An 18123-nucleotide genomic window follows, 5' to 3' on the forward strand; every position below is an offset into this window, starting at 1 on the left:
ACGGCGGAACCGATGTACCCGGAGGCGCCCAGGACGACGACCAGGGGGCGGCGGGACGCGTTTTGCCCGGCGCCGGAGGATGGGGGAGCGGTCATAGCTGGTGCCTCTTCTCGTGGCGGGTCGCTGCTTTTCGTGACGGGACGCCGCCCGCCCGCTCGAGGGGCACTCGTTTCTGGGTCCAGCGGGGACGGCGTCGCGTGTGCAGGGACCCGGCGGCGCGGCACAATCGGCCCCTGTCCGTCATGTGGTCCAGTCCCTGGGGGAGTTGTTCATGCGTGTGCTGATCGCGGCTTTCGCGCACACCTCGCATTTCCATGGCTTCGTGCCTCTCGCCGGGGCCCTGCGCGCCGCGGGACACGACGTGCGCGTGGCCAGCCAGCCCGGTTTCGCGGACGCGATCACCGGGGCCGGGCTGACCGCCGTACCGGTGGGCGACGACCACCGGCTGCTCGAGGCGATGCAGGAGAAGGGCGCGGAACTCCAGAAGTACTCCGCGGACATCGACCTGTCCCGGCCCGAAGGGTTCGACTGGGACTACCTGTTCAACCTGTACGACCTGTCCGTCCCCTACTTCTACTCGGTGATCAACGACGAGTCGTTCGTCCGGGACCTCGTCGGGTACGCCCGCCAGTGGCGGCCCGACCTGGTGCTGTGGGAGCCGTACACGTTCGCCGGGGCGATAGCCGCCCGGGCGTGCGGCGCCGCCCACGCACGGGTGCTGAGCGCGAGCGACCTGAACGCGCACTTCCGCCAGGAGTTCGTGGAGCGGCTCGCGCAGCGGCCCGCCGGGCAGCGCCCCGACCCGCTGCGCGAGTGGCTGTCCGCTGCCGCCGAGCGCCACGGGGTGGCGTACGACGAGGAGCTGGTGGTGGGCCAGTGGTCGGTCGACATGCTGCCCGAGCGGTTCCGGCTCGACCTGTCGCTGCCGACGGTGGGCATGCGGTACCTGCCCTACAACGGCCGGGCCGTGGTGCCGGACTGGCTCAAGGAGGCCGCGCCGCGACGCCGGGTGTGCGTGACGACCGGGTCGACCGGGAGCAGCTTCACCGCCGACCCGGGCGTCCTGCACTCCTACCTCCGGGTTCTCGCGGAGGTCGACGCCGAGCTCGTCGTCACCGCCGACGCCGCCGCTCTGGCCGGGATCGGCCCGCTCCCCGAGAACGTCCGGGTCGTCGACTTCGCCCCGATGGACGTACTCCTCGAGGGCTGCTCCGCCGTCGTCCACCACGGCGGCAACGGCACCTGGTCGACGGCCCTGTACCACGGGGTGCCGCAGATCATGGTGCCGTACCTGTGGGACACCATCCTGCGCGCGCAGCAGACGGCCGCCGCAGGCGCGGGAGTGCACCTGAAGGAGGGCGAGGTGAGCGCCGAGGACCTCCGCGACAGCGTGGCCCGGGTGCTCGCCGACCCCTCGTTCCTCGACCGGGCCCGCGCCCTGCGCGAGGAGGCCCGTGCCGAGAACAGCCCCCAGGACGTGGTGTCCGCCCTGGAGGAACGGGTGGCCGCCCGCTGAGCCCGGCACGGCGCGCTCACCCCGCGGTGTCCGCACCCAGCAGGCCCCGGTGCGCCTCCCACCCGTCGGCGATGTCCTGCTCCATCTGGTTCAGGCGGGCGGTCACGGCCTGGTCGAAGCCGTCGAGGAAGTACTCGTCGCCGGGCCGCGGCTCGATGTGCGGATGCCGCTCGACGAACGCGTCGACCACCTCGTGCAGGCTCCTGGTCGGGGTGACGCGCCCGGCGATGTAGCGGTGCGCGCCCGCGAGGTCGGGGAACCCCGACTCGCGGTAGAGGTAGACATCGCCCAGCAGGTCGACCTGCACCGCGACCTGCGCGTGCGCGCCGCCCCGCATGGTCTGCGGGCTGATGCGCAGGAGCTTGGTGTCCACCCCGCTGCGCAGACTGTCCAACGCGTAACCGAGATCGATGTGCAGCGTGGGCGTCCGCTCTCGTGCGTAGGCGGTGAAGTCCCGCAGTGCGTCGCGCAGTTGGGCACGCTCGGCGGGAGCGAGCAGGCCGTCCTCACGGCCGCTGTAGTCCTCGCGCACCGTCACGAAGTCCAGGGGACGGTCGGGGGAGTTCTCGTTCAGGTCGGCCACGAAGTCCACGAGGTCCATGAGCCGGTCGGCCCGCCCCGGCAGGATGATGTAGTTGAGGCCGAGCCGGAGCGGGGCGCTTCGCTGCGCCCGCTGCTCCATGAACGCGGCCAGGTTGGCGCTGACCCGTCCGAAGGCACGCGGTTTGGTGGTGGTGGCCTCGTACTCGGCGTCGTTGAGGCCGTACAGCGAGGTGCGGATCGCGTGCAGCGACCACAGCCCCGGCTGGCGCTCCAGCGTCCGGTCGGTGAGGGCGAAGGCGTTGGTGTAGAGCGTCATGTCCAGCCCGCGCCCGCCGCCGCGCGCCGCCAGTTCACCGAGCCCGGGGTTGGTGAGCGGTTCGAGCCCGCCGGAGAAGTACACCGTGGAGGGCTGGGTGGCGGGCACCTCGTCGATGACGGAGGCGAACATGGCGTTGCCCGCGTCCAGGGCGGATGCGTCGTAGCGCGCACCGGTGACGCGTACGCAGAAGTGGCAGCGGAACATGCAGGTCGGACCGGGGTAGAGGCCGACGCTGTAGGGGAAGGCCGGGCGCCGGTGCACCACCGCGTCGAGCGCGCCCGTCCGTTCCAGCGGCAGGATGGTGTTGGACCAGTACTTCCCCTCCGGGCCCCGCTGGACGGCCGCGCCGAGTTCGGGGATGCGGCGGAAGAGCCCGAGCAGGGTCGCGAACGCGGCGCGGTCCACGTCCAGCTGATGACGGGCCTGCTCCAGGGTGGTGAACGGCTGGGAGCCGTACCGCACGGCCAGGTCGACGAGGTGCCCGGCCCGTTCCCGGGCCCCCTCGCCGGTGTCGCCGAGGAGTGCGAGGCGGGTGCGCAGGGCGCGGATCGCGGCGGCGCGGTCCCCGCCGGGACGTGCCACGTCTTCGATCGCCTGCGCGGGCGTGATCGCCTGGGCGGTGTCCACGAGAACTGTTACCTCCGGGTCGGGCTTCGGACCGATGGCGCTCATGCGGGCACTGCCTGCGCCCACATCGCCTCGATCTGCTCGCCGCGCTCCGCGGCGAGCCGGATGATGCTGCACACCCGACGGATGTCCTCGAAGGACACCGACGGTCCGGTGGGCAGCGCGAGCACCCGCTCGGACAGGCGCTCGGTGTGCTCGAGCCGGAGCGGGGGATCGGTCCGGTAGGCGGGCATCAGATGGCAGGGCGGCGAGAAGTACAGCTGGGGGAAGACCTTCTCGGCCTGCAGGACGGTCCGCAGCCGGTCGCGGTGCAGGCCGGTGACGGCACGGTCGGTGAGCAGGATCAGGTACTGGTGGTTGTTGCGCTCCCTCTCGTCGAAGGGCAGCACCTCGATGCCGGGGACCCCGTGCAGTTCCGACCGGTAGAGGGCGTGGTTCTCACGGTTGCGTACGCGGGTCTTGTCGAAGGCGTCGAGGGAGGTGAGGCCCATCGCGGCCGAGCACTCGCTCATCTTGGCGTTCATGCCGACGGCCGTCACCGACTTGTCCCGGTCGATGCCGAAGTTGCGCAGGGCCACGAGCCGTTCGGCCAGTTCGCCGTCGTCGGTGGTCACCGCCCCGCCCTCGAAGGCCATGACCGTCTTGGTGGCGTGCAGGCTGAACACCTCCGCGTTCCCGAAGCTGCCGATCGGCCGGTCGCCGGAGGTGCAGCCGAAGGCGTGGGCCGCGTCGAAGAACAGCTTCACCCCGTGCTCCGCGGCGAGCTTCTCCAGCTCGGTGACCGGCGCCGCCCGGCCCCACAGGTGGACGCCCAGGATGGCGCCGGTGGCGGGGGTGATGAGCTCCGCGACCCGCGCGGGGTCGAGGCAGCCGGTGACCGGGTCGACGTCGCAGAACACCGGCTCGAGCCCCACCCAGCTCGCCGCGTGGGGAGTCGCCGCGAAGGTCAGCGACGGCATGATGACCTGGCCGGTGACCCCCGCGGCCTTGAGCACCAGCTGGAGCGCCGCGGTGGCGTTGCACGTGGCCACGCAGTACCGCACGCCGGCCAGGTCGGCGATGCGGCCCTCCAGCTCCGTGGTCAGCGGACCGCCGTTGGTCAGCCAGTCGTTGTCCAGGGCCCATTCGAGACGGGCGAGGAACCGGGCGCGGTCGCCCACGGTGGGCATGCCCACCAGGAGCGGACGCAGGAAGGCCTCGGGGCCGCCGAAGAGCGCGAGATCGGTCAGGGCACGCTTCACCGGGTCACCGCCAGGAGACGGGCAGCTCGAGCGGACCGCGCATGAAGACGTGCCGCCACGTCAACTCGGCGCTGGGGACGGCGAGTTCCAGGTCGGGGAAGCGCTTCAGGAGCACGTCGAAGAAGACTTCCGCCTCCGCCCGCGCCAGCGCGGCGCCGAGGCAGTAGTGGATGCCGTGGCCGAACGTGAAGTGGCCGCGGTCGTTGCGGTCGACCCGGAAGGACTGCGGGTCCGGGAACCGTGCCGGGTCGCGGTTGGCGGCGGCCAGGTTGATCAGGACCGTGCTCTGCGCGGCGATGGACTCCCCGCCGATCTCGACGGGCTCCAGGGTGTGCCTGCTGGTCATCTCGATGGGCGCCATGTAGCGCAGGATCTCCTCCACGGCAGATCCCACGAGGCCGTCGTCCGCGCGCAGCCGGGCGAGCTGCTCGGGGTGGGCCAGCAGCAGGAAGGACCCCGTGCCGAGCACGTTGACCGTGGTCTCGATCCCGGCGACGAGCAGCAGGAACGCCGTCGAGATCAGTTCGTCCTCGGAGAGGCGGTCCCCGGAGTCGCGCAGTTCGACCAGGGCCGACAGCAGGTCGTCGCCCGGTTCGTCGCGCCGGCGGCGGATCAGTGAGCGGATGCACTCGAAGAGGCTGCGGTACGACACCGCGTTGCGCTGTGCGAACGCCGGGTCGCTCTCCACGACGTGCTGGGACCAGAGCTGGAAGTCCGCGCGGTCCGCCTCGGGCACCCCGAGCAGTTCGCACATGACGGTGAGCGGCAGCGGGCGGGCGAGCGCGCCCACCAGGTCCCCGCCGCCGGTGGCGGCGAACTTCTCCACCAGGTCCTCGGCGATCTCCTGGATCCGCGGCCGGAGCGCGTTGATGCGCCGCATGGTGAATTCCCGGGAGACGAGCCCCCGCAGCCGGCCGTGGTCCGGCTCGTCGCTGCGGAACATGTTCCGCTGGAAGTACTCGACCAGGTCCGCCGGAATGCCGGTGGCCGCGGAGAGGTCGATGTCCGACTGCTTGGTGGGGTCGTTGCTCAGCCGGGGGTCGTTCAGGGCGGCGCGTACGTCCTCGTGACGGTTGACGAGCCAGACGAAGGAGCCGTCGTAGAAGCGCACCCTGGTCACCGGACGCTGCTCGAGGATCTCGCGGTACGTCGCGTACTGGTCGGTGTGGAAGAGCTCGCCGCTCAGGTCGAGGACCTCGGGCAGTTGAGGCTGGTTCATGATGTCCTTTCACCGGTGAGGGGCTCGGAACGCCCGGTGGCCGGGTGGGGCGTGAGAGGTCCGCGGGGGGTGGCCGACGGGCGGCTCCAGCGGCGCATGGCGGGCAGCTCGACCGCGGTGTGCAGGAGCCAGGCGGCGGCCCAGCAGACGAAGAACAGCACGACCGCCAGGCCGGTCAGCGCGGGCAGCCCCGGCCGGACGTCGTCCGGCAGCGCGGCGAAGAAGGCCGTGAGGATCATGTGGTGCACGAGGTAGAAGGCGAAGGAGAGTTCGCCGAGCCGCACCAGGCGCGGACGGCGCGCCAGGGAGGGCAGACCCTTGCGGTCGCGACTGGCGGCCGTGGGGATGAGCACGGCCAGCGGAAGGACGGTGGCGCTCGTCAGCGCCCACAGGTGGGGCATCTCGGTGACCATCGTCGTCACCCCGGCCACCGTGTAGCCGGCCACGCACAGGGCGGCGGCGAGCTTGACGCTCAGGAGGGGCCACAGCCCTTCGCGTACGAGCAGGGCGAGCACGATGCCGAGCGCGAACTCCAGGAGCCGCACGGGAGGCGCCGTGTAGACCAGCCAGAACTGGGTCTGGGTCCAGCCCGCGACCGGCACGATGTCCCCTGGCAGCAGCCGGGCCAGGTGCGGAACGGCCATGACCAGGGCCACCAGGACGCCCGCGGCCGGCCACAGCCCGCGCCGCGGCAGCCGCCGCAGGCCCCGGTAGAGGAACGGGAACAGCAGGTAGAAGAAGAGCTCGCAGGCGAGCGTCCACGAGATCGGGTTGACCGTGGCGGTGAGGATCATGTCCGGCACCCAGGCCTGGACGAGCAGCAGGGCGGCGGCCGTCGTCGATGTGGTCACCACGGCGCCGGTGACCCAGGCCAGGACGAGACCGGCCGACCAGGTGACGACGTGGCTCGGGTAGATCTTCACCACCCGGCGCCGCCAGAAGCGCAGCACCGTGTCGCCCGGCCGGGCCGCGTACGTCAGGACGAACCCGCTCAGGACGAAGAAGAAGGAGACGCCGACCGGTCCGGCCGGCAGCAGGAAGTAGGCCAGGTCGTGCGAGGCGGGATCCGCCTGCGGGTTGAACTGGCTGAGCGCATGGCAGACGAACACCAAGAGCGCGGCGAAGAACCTCAACCCGGTCAGCGACGGAAGCCGTTCGGACAGACTTCCCCGGTCGTCGGCCGTATCGGCAGGGGAAAGTGTGTGGGATTTTTCCGCGGGTAGCAAGGCTCACCGGCCCTTCAATTGGTTGCCGCTGTCCAGGATTTGGTATCGCCGTTTACGACCGGCCAAAATCGCTTCGTCCATATCATTGCGCAGGCCGGTCGAGACCAGCTAAAGGGAAGCTAGAGGATCGATATCCCATCGCTGGGATATGCGTATTCAATCGCTGAACTCACCTCTGTGACCTGTGGTTTCCTGAAATCGAGCCGGTTCGTTCGCCCCTGGATACCTTGGTCGGTGCGGCTGGCTGGTGTACGTTCAACTAGCCACTGATCAAAGGTAGTCGATCAATTATCGCGTCCCGGTCGACAGGCTAATTCTGTGGTGACGCTCCCCGTCGGTCAGGTCGCAGTCGGTGTGGCCGGCATTTCCGTGGGTCATGTCTTGCAGAGGCCCGCTCCCTGGTAATGCGCGGACGACTAGGAGTCAGGTGTGAACGGCAGTTCCCGTCATGGTGAGAACACTTCCGCAGCTGTCGAGGGGGCAGCCCGGCCGTGGGCCCTGTCGGGAGCGGACGCCGGCGCGCTGCGCGCCTGGGCGCGCCTGCTCATCGCCCACATCGAGGCACGACCGGACCTCGGCGTCGACGCGTTCGGCGCCGCGCTCGCCCACCAGGACCGGCGCCTGCCCCACCGCGCGGTGATCATCGGATCCACCCGCGAGGAACTCCTCGACGGCCTGGCCGCCGTCGCCGAGGACCGACCGCATCCGGCGGTCGCGCGCGGAGCGGCCGACGCCGTGGCGCCCGTCACCTTCGTCTACCCGGGCCAGGGCTCCCAGTGGCCGGGCATGGCCACCGAACTCGTGGGCGGATCACCGGTGTTCGCCGGCGCCATCGCGCGGTGCGCCGACGTCTTCGCCGCCGAGTCGGGCTGGTCGCTGACCGAAGCCCTCGACACCGCGGCCGCCGCCGGCACCACGCCCCGGGTCGAGATCGTCCAGCCCGCCCTCTACGCGGTGAGCGCCGCCCTCACCGAACTGTGGCGCTCCTTCGGCGTGCGGCCCGACGCCGTCGTGGGACACAGCATGGGCGACCTCGCCGCCGCCCACGCCACGGGCAGCGTGGACCTCCGGGACGGCGCCCGCGCGGTGGCGCTGTGGAGCAGGGAACTCATGCCCCTGGTCGGCAACGGGGACATGGCGTCGGTGGCCCTGCCCGCCGACGAGATCGAGCCGCGCCTGGCCTCCTGGGGCCCCGGCCTCGTCCTGGCCGGTGTCAACGGCCCCCGCTCGGTGCTGCTCGCCGGGGCGACGGAACCGATCGTGCGCTGCGTGGCGGAGCTGACCACCGAAGGGGTCCGCGCCCAGGTGATCGGCGTCTCGATGGCCGCGCACTCCCCGCAGATGGACGATGTCACCGACGGACTGCGCGCGGCGCTCGACTGGTTCACGCCCGGCGCGGGCACCGTCCCCTTCTACTCCAGCCTCACCGGCAGCGTCCTCGACCCCCGCGAACTGACGGCGGACTACTGGTGCGAGAACTTCCGCAGCCGCGTGCAGTTCGAGCGCTCGGTGCGGTCCTGCGCGGGCGACCGCGCGGGCGTCTTCGTCGAGGTGAGCCCGCACCCCGTCCTCGCGTCCGCCGTACGGCAGACCCTCGATGCGGCGGGCGCCGGGCACGCGGTGCTGCCCACGCTGCTCCGCGGCCAGGGCGGGCTGCGACGCTTCTTGACCGCGGCGGCGGAGGCGTACGTCCACGGGGTGGAGGTCGACTGGACCGCTGCCTTCCCCGGCGTCGAGCAGGCCCCGGGCGCCGAGCTGCCCGAACTCCCGCCCGCCGGGACGGACCTCGGCGCGCAGCCCGCCGAACCCGCCCGCCCGGGGCTCTTCGCGCCCCACGCGCCCGAACACGAGATACGCCAGCGGCTGGCCCGGCTGGTCGACGCGGAGACCGCCGCGGTGACCGGCGCCGGGGCCCGGGCCGCGGACCGCTCGCACACCTTCGCCGAGCTCGGGCTCGACTCCGTCCTCGCGGTGCAGCTGCGCAACCGCCTCGTGGCGGGCATCGGCCAGGACATCGGCATCGCCACGCTCTTCGACCACCCCAGCCCACGCGCCCTCACCGACGCGCTGTACGACCTGCTGCGCCCGCGCGCACAGCACACCGGCCCGGACGCCGGACCGGCCCCGCAGCAGCGGGAGCCGGGAGACGGCCACGCGGCGGACGAGCCGATCGCGGTCGTCTCCATGGCGGTGCGGCTGCCCGGCGGGGTGCGCACCCCCGAGCAGTTCTGGGAGCTGCTCTCGGGCGGAGGCGACGCCGTGGCGGGCCTGCCCACGGACCGCGGCTGGGACCTGGAGGCGCTCTTCCACCCGGACCACACGCGTCCGGGCACGGTGCGGCAGCGCTCCGGCGGATTCCTGCACGACGCCGCGGGCTTCGACGCGGACTTCTTCGGCATCCCGCCGCGCGAGGCGCTGGCCATGGACCCGCAGCAGCGGCTCCTCCTGGAGGTCAGCTGGGAAGCACTCGAACGGGCCGGTCTGTCCCCCGAGTCGGTGCGCGCCACCCCCACCGGAGTGTTCACCGGCGTCATCGCCCAGGAGTACGGCCCGCGCCTCGCCGACGGCGGCACGGACCTCGGCGGCTATCTGGTGACCGGCACCACCACCAGCGTCGCCTCCGGGCGCATCGCCTACACCCTGGGCCTCGAGGGACCGGCCGTCACCGTGGACACGGCCTGCTCGTCCTCGCTCGTGGCCCTGCAGCTCGCCTGCCGCTCCCTGCACGCGGGGGAGAGCGACCTGGCGCTGGCCGGTGGCGCGACCGTGATGCCGACGCCCGGCATGCTCGTCGACTTCAGCCGCCTGGGCGCACTGGCGCCGGACGGCCGGTGCAAGGCGTTCTCCGCCGACGCCGACGGCTTCGGGATGGCGGAGGGCGCCGGAGTGCTCCTCCTGGAGCGGCTCTCCGACGCCCGGCGCCTTGGCCACCCCGTCCTGGGCGTGATCCGTGCGGTGGCGGTCAACCAGGACGGCGCGAGCAACGGCCTCTCCGCGCCCAACGGCCAGGCGCAGGCCCGGGTGATCCGGCGGGCGCTGGCCGACGCCGGCCTGTCCGCGGCCGACGTCGACGCGGTCGAGGCGCACGGCACCGGTACCCGGCTCGGCGACCCGATCGAGGCGCAGGCCGTGATCGAGACGTACGGGACGGGCCGCCCCGCCGACCGCCCGCTGTGGCTGGGCTCGGTGAAGTCCAACATCGGGCACACCCAGGCCGCCGCCGGCGTGACCGGCGTCATCAAGATGCTGCTCGCGATGCGTCACGGCACCCTGCCGCCGACCCTGCACGCCGACCGCCCTTCCACGGAGGTCGACTGGTCCCGGGGCGCGGTGCGCCTTGCGACCGAACCGGTCGCCTGGCCCGAGGGGCCGGGCCCCCGCCGGGCGGGCATCTCGTCCTTCGGCATCAGCGGCACCAACGCGCACGCCATCGTCGAGGCGCCGCCCCGACCGGAGTCCGCCGTCGGCGCGGTGGGCGACGAGCCCGCCGGAGCCGACGGGCGGCGCGGCTCCGCCGTGGCGCCGTGGACGGTGTCGGCGCACAGCGAGGCCGCGCTGCGGACACAGGCGGGCCGCATCGCCGCGCACGTGCGCGAGCACCCCGAACTCACCGCGGCCGATGTGGCGTTCTCGCTGGCCACCACCCGGGCGGCGGCGCGCCACCGCGCCGCGTTCGTGGCACCCGGGCGAGCCGAGGCACTGGCCGCGCTCGACGCGCTGGCCGAGGGCGAGCCCCAGGACGCCGTCGTGGGTCTCGCCCACCCGCAGGCCTCGCCCGTCTTCGTCTTCCCCGGCCAGGGATGGCAGTGGGCGGGCATGGCGGTCCGTCTCTACGACGCCGTACCGGTCTTCGCACGCGCCCTGGACGAGTGCGCCGCCGCCCTCGAACCGCACCTGGACTTCCGTGTCCTGCCGTTCCTGCGCGCGGAGGCCGCCGCCGCAGAGGGCCGGCCCGACGCGGGCCTGTCCACCGACCGCGTCGACGTGGTGCAGCCCGTCCTCTTCGCGGTGATGGTGTCGCTCGCCTCGCTGTGGCGGGCCCACGGCGTCGAACCGGCGGCGGTGGTCGGGCACTCCCAGGGCGAGATCGCGGCCGCCTGCGTCGCGGGCGCCCTGTCCCTCGACGACGCGGCCCGCCTGGTGGCCGTCCGCAGCCGTGTCATCGGCAGGCTGCGCGGACACGGTGGCATGGTCGCGGTCGCCACCACCCCGGACGACCTGACGCGCCGACTCGCCCGCTACGACGGCCGATTGGAGACCGCCGCGCTGAACGGGCCGCGCTCCGTGGTGGTGGCCGGTCCCGACGACGACCTGAACCACCTCGTCGCCGCGCTCGAAGCAGAGGGCGTACGGGCCAGGCGCCTGCCCGTCGACTACGCGTCGCACACCGCGCACATGGAGGACGCCCGCGCCGCCCTGGACGAGGAGCTGGGACGGATCGAGCCGCTGCCCGGCGCCGTGCCCTTCTTCTCCACGGTGACCGGCGACTGGGCGGAGCCCGGGACGCTGGACTCCGCGTACTGGTTCCGCAATCTGCGCCGGACCGTCCGCTTCGAACCCGCCGTACGGGCGCTGGCGGAACAGGGGTACCGGGCCTTCGTCGAGCTCAGTGCCCACCCGGTGCTCACCACCGCCGTCGAGGAGACCGGGCTCGACGCCGGCGTCGACCTGGCCACGGTCGGGACCGTACGCCGCGGCCACGGGGGACCGGAGGACTTCGCCCGTGCCCTGGCGACGGCGTGGGCCGCGGGCGTCCCCGTGCGCTGGGACTCGGTGTTCCTCGGCGTCCCGGCGAGCCCGGTGCCGCTGCCCACCTCGGCGTTCCTGCCGGAGCGCTTCTGGTGGGAGCCCGTCCCCGACGCGGGCGCCACGCCCGGCGGGGCGGGACACGACGCGGCGGCCGACGCTCTGCGCTACCGCATCGACTGGCAGCGGGTGCCCGCCCCGGATCCGTCCGCGGCGGGCCCGCGCACCTGGCTCGTCGTCCGCGGCGACGGCGCCGCGGAGGCCGCCGCACAAGCGGCGCGCACCTCTCTCGAAGCGGCCGGTGCGACGGTGCGGGACCTGGTGCTCACGGCCGCGCCGACGCGGGCGGACCTGACAGCGGCCCTGCGGAGCGCCGCCGACGGCGCGGACCGGGTCGGGGTGCTGTCACTGCTCGCCGTGGGCGAGAGCGTGGGCGAGAGCGTGGGCCAGACCCTCGACGAGAACGGTGAGGGCACCGGCACGCCCCTGGGCCTGCCCTCGCTCGGCGGCACCGTCGTGCTCGCCCAGGCGTTCACCGACTCCGGTCTCGACGGCTCTCTGTGGTGCCTCACCGAGGACGTCCAGGTCACCTCGGCCGACGAGCGGCCCGTCGACCCGGCGCGGGAGGCCCTGTGGGGCCTGGGCCGTGTCATCGCCCTCGAACACCCCGATCTGTGGGGCGGGTTGATCGACGTGCCCGCCGGATCCACGGCCGGGATCGTCCGCTCGCTGGCCGGCGTGCTCATGGGCGGGAGCGGCGAGGACCAGGTCGCCCTGCGCGACCAGGAGGTGTTCGTACGCCGCTGGAAGCGGGCCGCGCCCAAGGCCGCACCGAACACATGGGAGCCCACCGGCACGGCGCTGGTCACCGGCGGCACCGGCGGCATCGGCCGGCACGTCGCCCGGTGGCTCGCCCGCCGCGGCGCCCCGCACATCGTCCTCGCCAGCCGCAGCGGACCCGACGCCCCGGACGCCGCGGAACTGGCCGCGGAGATCGGCGCGTTGGGCTCGAAGGTGACCTTCGCGGCCTGCGACGTCACCGACCGCGACGCACTGCGCTCGCTCCTGGAGAGCCTGCCCGATGACCAGCCGCTCACGTCGGTGTTCCACACCGCGGCCACGCTGGACGACGGCACGCTCGACGCCCTGACCGGCGAGCGGATCGAACGGGCAGGACGCGCCAAGACCCTGGGCGCGCAGAACCTGCACGAGCTCACGGCGGACGCGCCGCTGACCGCGTTCGTCCTGTTCTCCTCGTTCGCCTCCGCGTTCGGCGCGCCGGGCCTGGGCGGCTACGCCCCGGGCAACGCCTACCTCGACGGCCTGGCCCGGCAGCGGCGCGCCGACGGGCTGCCCGCGACGTCGGTGGCCTGGGGCACCTGGGCCGGCAGCGGCATGGCGGAGGGCCCCGTGGCGGAGCGCTTCCGCCGGCACGGAGTCGTGGAGATGGCTCCCGAAGAGGCCCTCGACGCCCTGCAGACGGCACTGGACCGGGCAGAGGTCTGCCCGGTGATCATCGGTATCGAGTGGGAGCACTTCCTGCTCGCGTACACCGCGCAGCGGCACACCCCGCTGTTCGACGCGCTGCCGGAGGCCCGGGACGTGCGGGAGGCCGTACGCCGTGCACACGGCGGGGCCGGGACACCGCTCGACGGCCTGGCGGACCTGCCCGTCGCCGAGCGCGGGCGGGCGCTCCTGGACCTGGTGCGCCAGCACGCCGCCTCGGTGCTCGGACACCGGGACCCGGAACGGATCGAGCCGCAAAGGGCGTTCCGTGAGCTTCGCTTCGACTCGCTGTCCTCGGTGGAACTGCGCAACCGGCTCTCGGCCGCGACAGGCCTGCGCCTGCCCGCGACCCTCGCCTACGACCACCCGCACGCGCGGGCCGTCGCCGCTTTCCTGGAGGCCGAACTCTTCGGCGGGACGGAGGCCGACGCGCCGGACCCGCGGCCCGCTGCGGGTGCCGGTGCCGGTGCCGGTGCCGCGGGAGGAGAGGACGACCCGGTCGTCGTCGTGGGGATGGCCTGCCGGTTCCCCGGCGGTGTCAATTCCCCCGAGGACCTGTGGGAGTTCATCACCGCGGGCGGCGACGCGTCGGGCGCGGCACCGGACGACCGGGGCTGGGAGAGGCGCGGCGCGCCGGGCACCGGTGCGGAGCGCCCCATGGGCAACTTCCTCGATGCCGCGGGGGACTTCGACCCGGCGTTCTTCGGGATCTCGCCGCGCGAGGCGCTGGCGATGGACCCGCAGCAGCGCCAGGTCCTCGAGGTCGCCTGGGAGGCGTTCGAACGAGCGGGCATCCTGCCGCAGACCCTGCGCGGCAGCGACACCGGAGTCTTCGTCGGCATGTCGCACCAGGGGTACGCGGCCGGACCGGTCGAAGGCGGTGACGAGGTCGAGGGCTACCTCCTCACCGGCAACACCGCCAGCGTCGCCTCGGGGCGGGTGGCGTATGTGCTGGGTCTTGAGGGTCCGGCGTTGACGGTGGACACGGCGTGTTCGTCGTCGTTGATGGCGTTGCATCTGGCGGCGCGGTCGCTGCGGGACGGTGAGTCGTCGCTGGCGGTGGCCGGTGGAGTGTCGGTGATGGCGGGTCCGGAGGTGTTCACGGAGTTCGCACGTCAGGGCGCGCTGGCCGCCGACGGACGCTGCAAGGCGTACGCCCATGACGCCGACGGCTTCGGGATGGGCGAGGGCGTGGGTCTGGTGGTCCTGGAGCGGTTGTCGGATGCCCGTCGTCATGGGCATCGGGTGCTTGCTGTGGTGCGGGGGAGTGCGGTGAATCAGGACGGTGCGAGCAATGGTCTGTCCGCGCCCAGTGGTCCGGCTCAGCAGCGGGTGATCCGGCAGGCGCTGGCTGCTGCTGGTCTGGTGGCGGGGGATGTGGATGTGGTGGAGGGGCATGGCACGGGGACGGTGTTGGGTGATCCGATCGAGGCGCAGGCGTTGCTGGCGACGTATGGGCGTGGCCGGGATGGTCAACTGCCGTTGTGGCTGGGCTCGTTGAAGTCGAACATCGGGCATGCGCAGGCGGCTGCGGGAGTGGCCGGTGTGATCAAGATGGTGCTGGCGTTGGGGCACGGGAGGCTTCCGGCGTCGTTGCATGCGGGTGAGGTGTCCTCGCATGTGGAGTGGTCCTCGGGCGGTGTGGAGGTGTTGCGTGAGGGGCGTGCGTGGCCGCGGGTGGAGGGTCGTGCGCGCAGGGCGGGGGTGTCGGCGTTCGGGGTGAGTGGGACGAACGCGCATGTGATCGTGGAGGAGCCGCCGGAGGCGGTGGCCGGTGGAGAGGCCGCTTCGGTGGGTGTGCTGGAGGCGGCGGGAGTGGTGCCGCTGGTGCTGTCCGCCCGCACGGAGACCGCCCTGGCCGCCCAAGCCGACCGGATCTCCGACTACTTGACCCGCCATCAGGACGTGGGTCTTCCGGACGTGGCCCGCACACTCGCCACGTCACGGCAGGCCTTCGACCGGCGGGCCGTGGCCCTCGTACGCGATGTGGACGACGCCGAAGCCACCCTGCGCGCCCTCGCCGATGGCCACCCCGTGTCCCGTGCCGTCACCGGTGTGGGGGGTGGGGGGCGGCGTGTGGTGTGGGTGTTCCCGGGTCAGGGTTCGCAGTGGGCGGGCATGGGGCGGGAGCTTCTTGAAGTGCCGGTGTTTGCCGAGGCGTTGGCGGAGTGTGATGCGGCGCTGGCGGAGGTGGCGGGCTTCTCGGTGGTGGATGTGGTCCGTGGTGTCGAGGGTGCGCCGTCCTTGGAGCGGGTCGAGGTCGTGCAGCCGGTGCTGTTCGCGGTGATGGTGTCGCTGGCGCGGTTGTGGCGGGCGTGCGGTGTGGAGCCCGATGCGGTGGTGGGGCACTCCCAGGGGGAGATCGCGGCGGCCTGCGTGGCGGGCGCACTGTCCTTGCGGGACGCGGCCCGGGTGGTGGCCCTGCGCGCCCGCGCCCTGACCGAACTGCGCGGCCGCGGCGCCATGCTGTCGCTTCACCTGGGCCGTGCGGAAGCGGAGAAGCTGCTGGGCGTCGCCGCGTCCGGCGACCTGGAGCTGGCCGCGGTCAACGGCCCCGACGCCGTGGTGGTGGCCGGTTCCCCCGAGGCGGTGCACCGCTTCAAGGAGCACTGCGCCGGGGAGGGCATCGACGCGCGGGTGCTCCCCGTGGACTACGCCTCCCACACCTCCCACGTGGAACGCCTGCGGGATGCGATCACCGAACCGTTGTCCGGCATCACCCCCCGCACGCCCGACATCCCCCTCTACTCCACGCTGCGGGGCGCGTTCGCCGACGGGCCCGATCTCGACGCCGTCTACTGGTACGAGAACCTGCGCCGCACCGTGGAGTTCGAGGCCGCGATCGAGGCGCTCGGCGGGGCGGGCCACGACGCGTTCGTCGAGGTGAGCCCCCACCCGGTGCTGTGCGGCAGCATGCAGGACACGCTCGGCGACGCGAGCACCGTGGTGGGCTCCGTCCGGCGCGGCGACGGCACTCCCGGACGCTTCTTGGCCTCCCTCGCCGAGGCGCACGTGGGCGGGGTCGCGGTGGACTGGCGGGCCGTGCAGGGCGAGGGCGCCCCGGCCGCCCCGGCGGACCTGCCGACGTACCCCTTCGACCACGAACGCTTCTGGCTGTTGCCCGACGTGACCGGGCCCGCCCGTGCGGCCGACGCATGGCGCTACCGCGTCGGCTGGCAGGAGATCGCCGCCACCGCCACCGCCACCGCCACCGCCACCGCCACCGGCGGCCCGGCCGGACGCTGGCTGCTCCTGCTGCCCGCCACGATCGGCGGCAGCGCCGGACACGCCTGGTGCGACGCCGCGGCGCAAGGCCTCACCGACCACGGGGCCGTGCCCCACCCCGTCACCGTCCCGCTCGACGATCCGCACGCGCTGACCGGCGCCGTACGCGAAGCCCTCGCCGGTCAGGCCGAGTCCGGGACGTACGCGGGGGTGCTCTCGCTGCTCGCCCTCGGGGACGCGGACGCCGGAGCCGAGGCCACGCTGGACCTCCTGCGCGTACTGGAGGCGGCGGACATCGACGCGCCCCTGTGGCTGGCGACGTGCGGCGCGGTCGTCACCGGCGCGGACGATGCGGTGACGTGCCCGGCCGGAGCCCAGGTGTGGGGCCTCGGCCAGGCCGCCGCCCTCGAACGCGGGGCGCGGCACACCGGCCTCGTGGATCTGCCGCAGGAGCCGACCGAGGCCCAACGCGCCCTGTTCACCGGCGCGTTGACCGGTACGGAGGACCAGCTCGCGGTCCGGAAGGGCGCCGTTCTCGCGCGCCGACTGCTGCCCGCCCCGCAGGCCGCGGACCGGGCGCGGGGCGCCGCCGAGGCGGTCGTGCCGCAGGGGACGATCCTCGTCACCGGCGGCACCGGCGGCCTCGGAGCGCTCACCGCCCGCCGTCTCGCGGCCCGGGGCGCCCAGCACCTGGCCCTGGTCAGCCGCCGCGGCGACGCGGCACCGGACGTGGCCCCGCTGGTCGACGAACTCACCGGCCTGGGCGCCCGGGTCACCGTCCACGCCTGCGACATCGCCGCCCCAGAGGCGGTGACGTCCCTGGTCGACGAGTTGCGCGCGGACGGTGCGACGGTCACCGGGGTCGTGCACGCGGCCGGGCTGAACCAGCAGACCCGCCTGCGGGACATGACCCGCGAGGAGTACCGGGAGATCCTGGCCGCCAAGGTGCACGGTGCGCGCAACCTCGCGGACAGCTGCCCCGACCTGAGCCTCTTCCTGCTCTTCTCCTCCGGCGCCGCCGTGTGGGGCAGCGCCGGGCAGGGCGCGTACGCCGCGGGCAACGCCTTCCTCGACGCCTTCGCCCAGCACCGCCGCGCCCAGGGCCTGGCCGCGACCTCCGTGGCCTGGGGGCTGTGGGCGGAAGGCGGCATGACGGACGACGAGCAGGCCGTCGCCAGGCTCCGGGACCAGGGCGTGCGCCCCATGCCCGGCGACCGGGCGCTGGAGGCCCTGGAAACGGTGCTGGCCGGTGGCGAGACCGCCGTGGTCGTCGCCGACGTCGACTGGCCGCGCTTCACCGAGACGTACGAGGCCCTGAGGCGACGGCCGTTGCTCGACACGGTCCCCGCAGCCCGGACCGCCGCGTCCTCGGCACCCCAGGCACCGGAGGCGGGAGCGGCCCTGCGCGAACGGCTCGGCGGGCGGCCGCCCGCCGAGCAGCACCGCGAACTGACCCACCTGGTGCGCTCCCACGCCGCCGCGGTCCTGGGACACGAGGACACCCGCACGGTCGGGGTGGACACGGCCTTCCGTGCACTGGGCTTCGACTCGCTGGGAGCCGGGCGGATCCGCAGGAGCCTGAGCGGGGCCACCGGCCTCGCCCTGCCCTCGACCCTGATCTTCGACCACCCCAACGCGGCCGCTCTGGCGGACCATCTCCACTCCCGGCTGTTCACGGGCCCCGACCACGAGGACGTCGTCACGGCGGCGCTCGGTGGCCTGGACCGCCTCGAGGCGCACCTCGCCCAGGTGGCCGGGCCGCGGCGCGCCGAACTGGCCCGGCACCTGGACCGCGTACTGACCGCCCTGCGGACCGGCCCCGGCCACGACGGCATCTCCCGCACCCCGCCCTCCACGGAACCGGACCTCGCCGAGGCCGGATTCGACGAACTGCTGGAGGCCCTCGGGCACGAGCTCGGTGACAACGGCCAGCCGACGGCGAACAGGTAAGGAAT

Annotated in this window: 6 protein-coding genes; 2 read left to right on the plus strand and 4 right to left on the minus strand. The window is 73.4% G+C overall.

Translation table 11 applies throughout. The features are described from left to right. The first annotated feature begins 271 nt into the window (after positions 1 to 271). Positions 272 to 1516, plus strand: coding sequence for an activator-dependent family glycosyltransferase (locus ABZ833_RS44490; protein ID WP_361059470.1), 1245 nt, complete (start codon positions 272 to 274; stop codon positions 1514 to 1516). A gap of 16 nt (positions 1517 to 1532) precedes the next feature. Here the strand turns inward: ABZ833_RS44490 and desII are convergent, their stop codons facing one another. The 4 genes from desII to ABZ833_RS44510 are packed head-to-tail and all read right to left on the minus strand — an operon-like array spanning position 1533 to position 6598. After that, positions 1533 to 3050, minus strand: coding sequence for a dTDP-4-amino-4,6-dideoxy-D-glucose ammonia-lyase (gene desII / locus ABZ833_RS44495; protein ID WP_361059473.1), 1518 nt, complete (start codon positions 3048 to 3050; stop codon positions 1533 to 1535). Then, positions 3047 to 4246: a dTDP-4-dehydro-6-deoxyglucose aminotransferase gene (locus ABZ833_RS44500; protein WP_361059476.1), complete on the minus strand. Its 1200-nt coding sequence runs from the start codon at positions 4244 to 4246 to the stop codon at positions 3047 to 3049. The genes desII and ABZ833_RS44500 overlap by 4 nt, the downstream gene beginning before the upstream one ends. Positions 4247 to 4250: 4 nt before the next feature. Further along, complete coding sequence (locus ABZ833_RS44505) at positions 4251 to 5465, minus strand: cytochrome P450 (RefSeq protein ID WP_361059479.1); 1215 nt, start codon at positions 5463 to 5465, stop codon at positions 4251 to 4253. Beyond that, positions 5462 to 6598, minus strand: coding sequence for an acyltransferase (locus tag ABZ833_RS44510; protein ID WP_361059482.1), 1137 nt, complete (start codon positions 6596 to 6598; stop codon positions 5462 to 5464). Before ABZ833_RS44510 ends, ABZ833_RS44505 begins: the two co-directional genes overlap by 4 nt. A gap of 522 nt (positions 6599 to 7120) precedes the next feature. On the opposite strand from ABZ833_RS44510, the gene ABZ833_RS44515 reads away from it, so the two are divergent. Then, positions 7121 to 18118: an SDR family NAD(P)-dependent oxidoreductase gene (locus ABZ833_RS44515; protein WP_361059485.1), complete on the plus strand. Its 10998-nt coding sequence runs from the start codon at positions 7121 to 7123 to the stop codon at positions 18116 to 18118. Positions 18119 to 18123 lie beyond the last annotated feature (5 nt).

This window comes from Streptomyces sp. NPDC047525 (assembly GCF_040643025.1).
Taxonomy (GTDB): Bacteria; Actinomycetota; Actinomycetes; order Streptomycetales; family Streptomycetaceae; genus Streptomyces; species Streptomyces durmitorensis.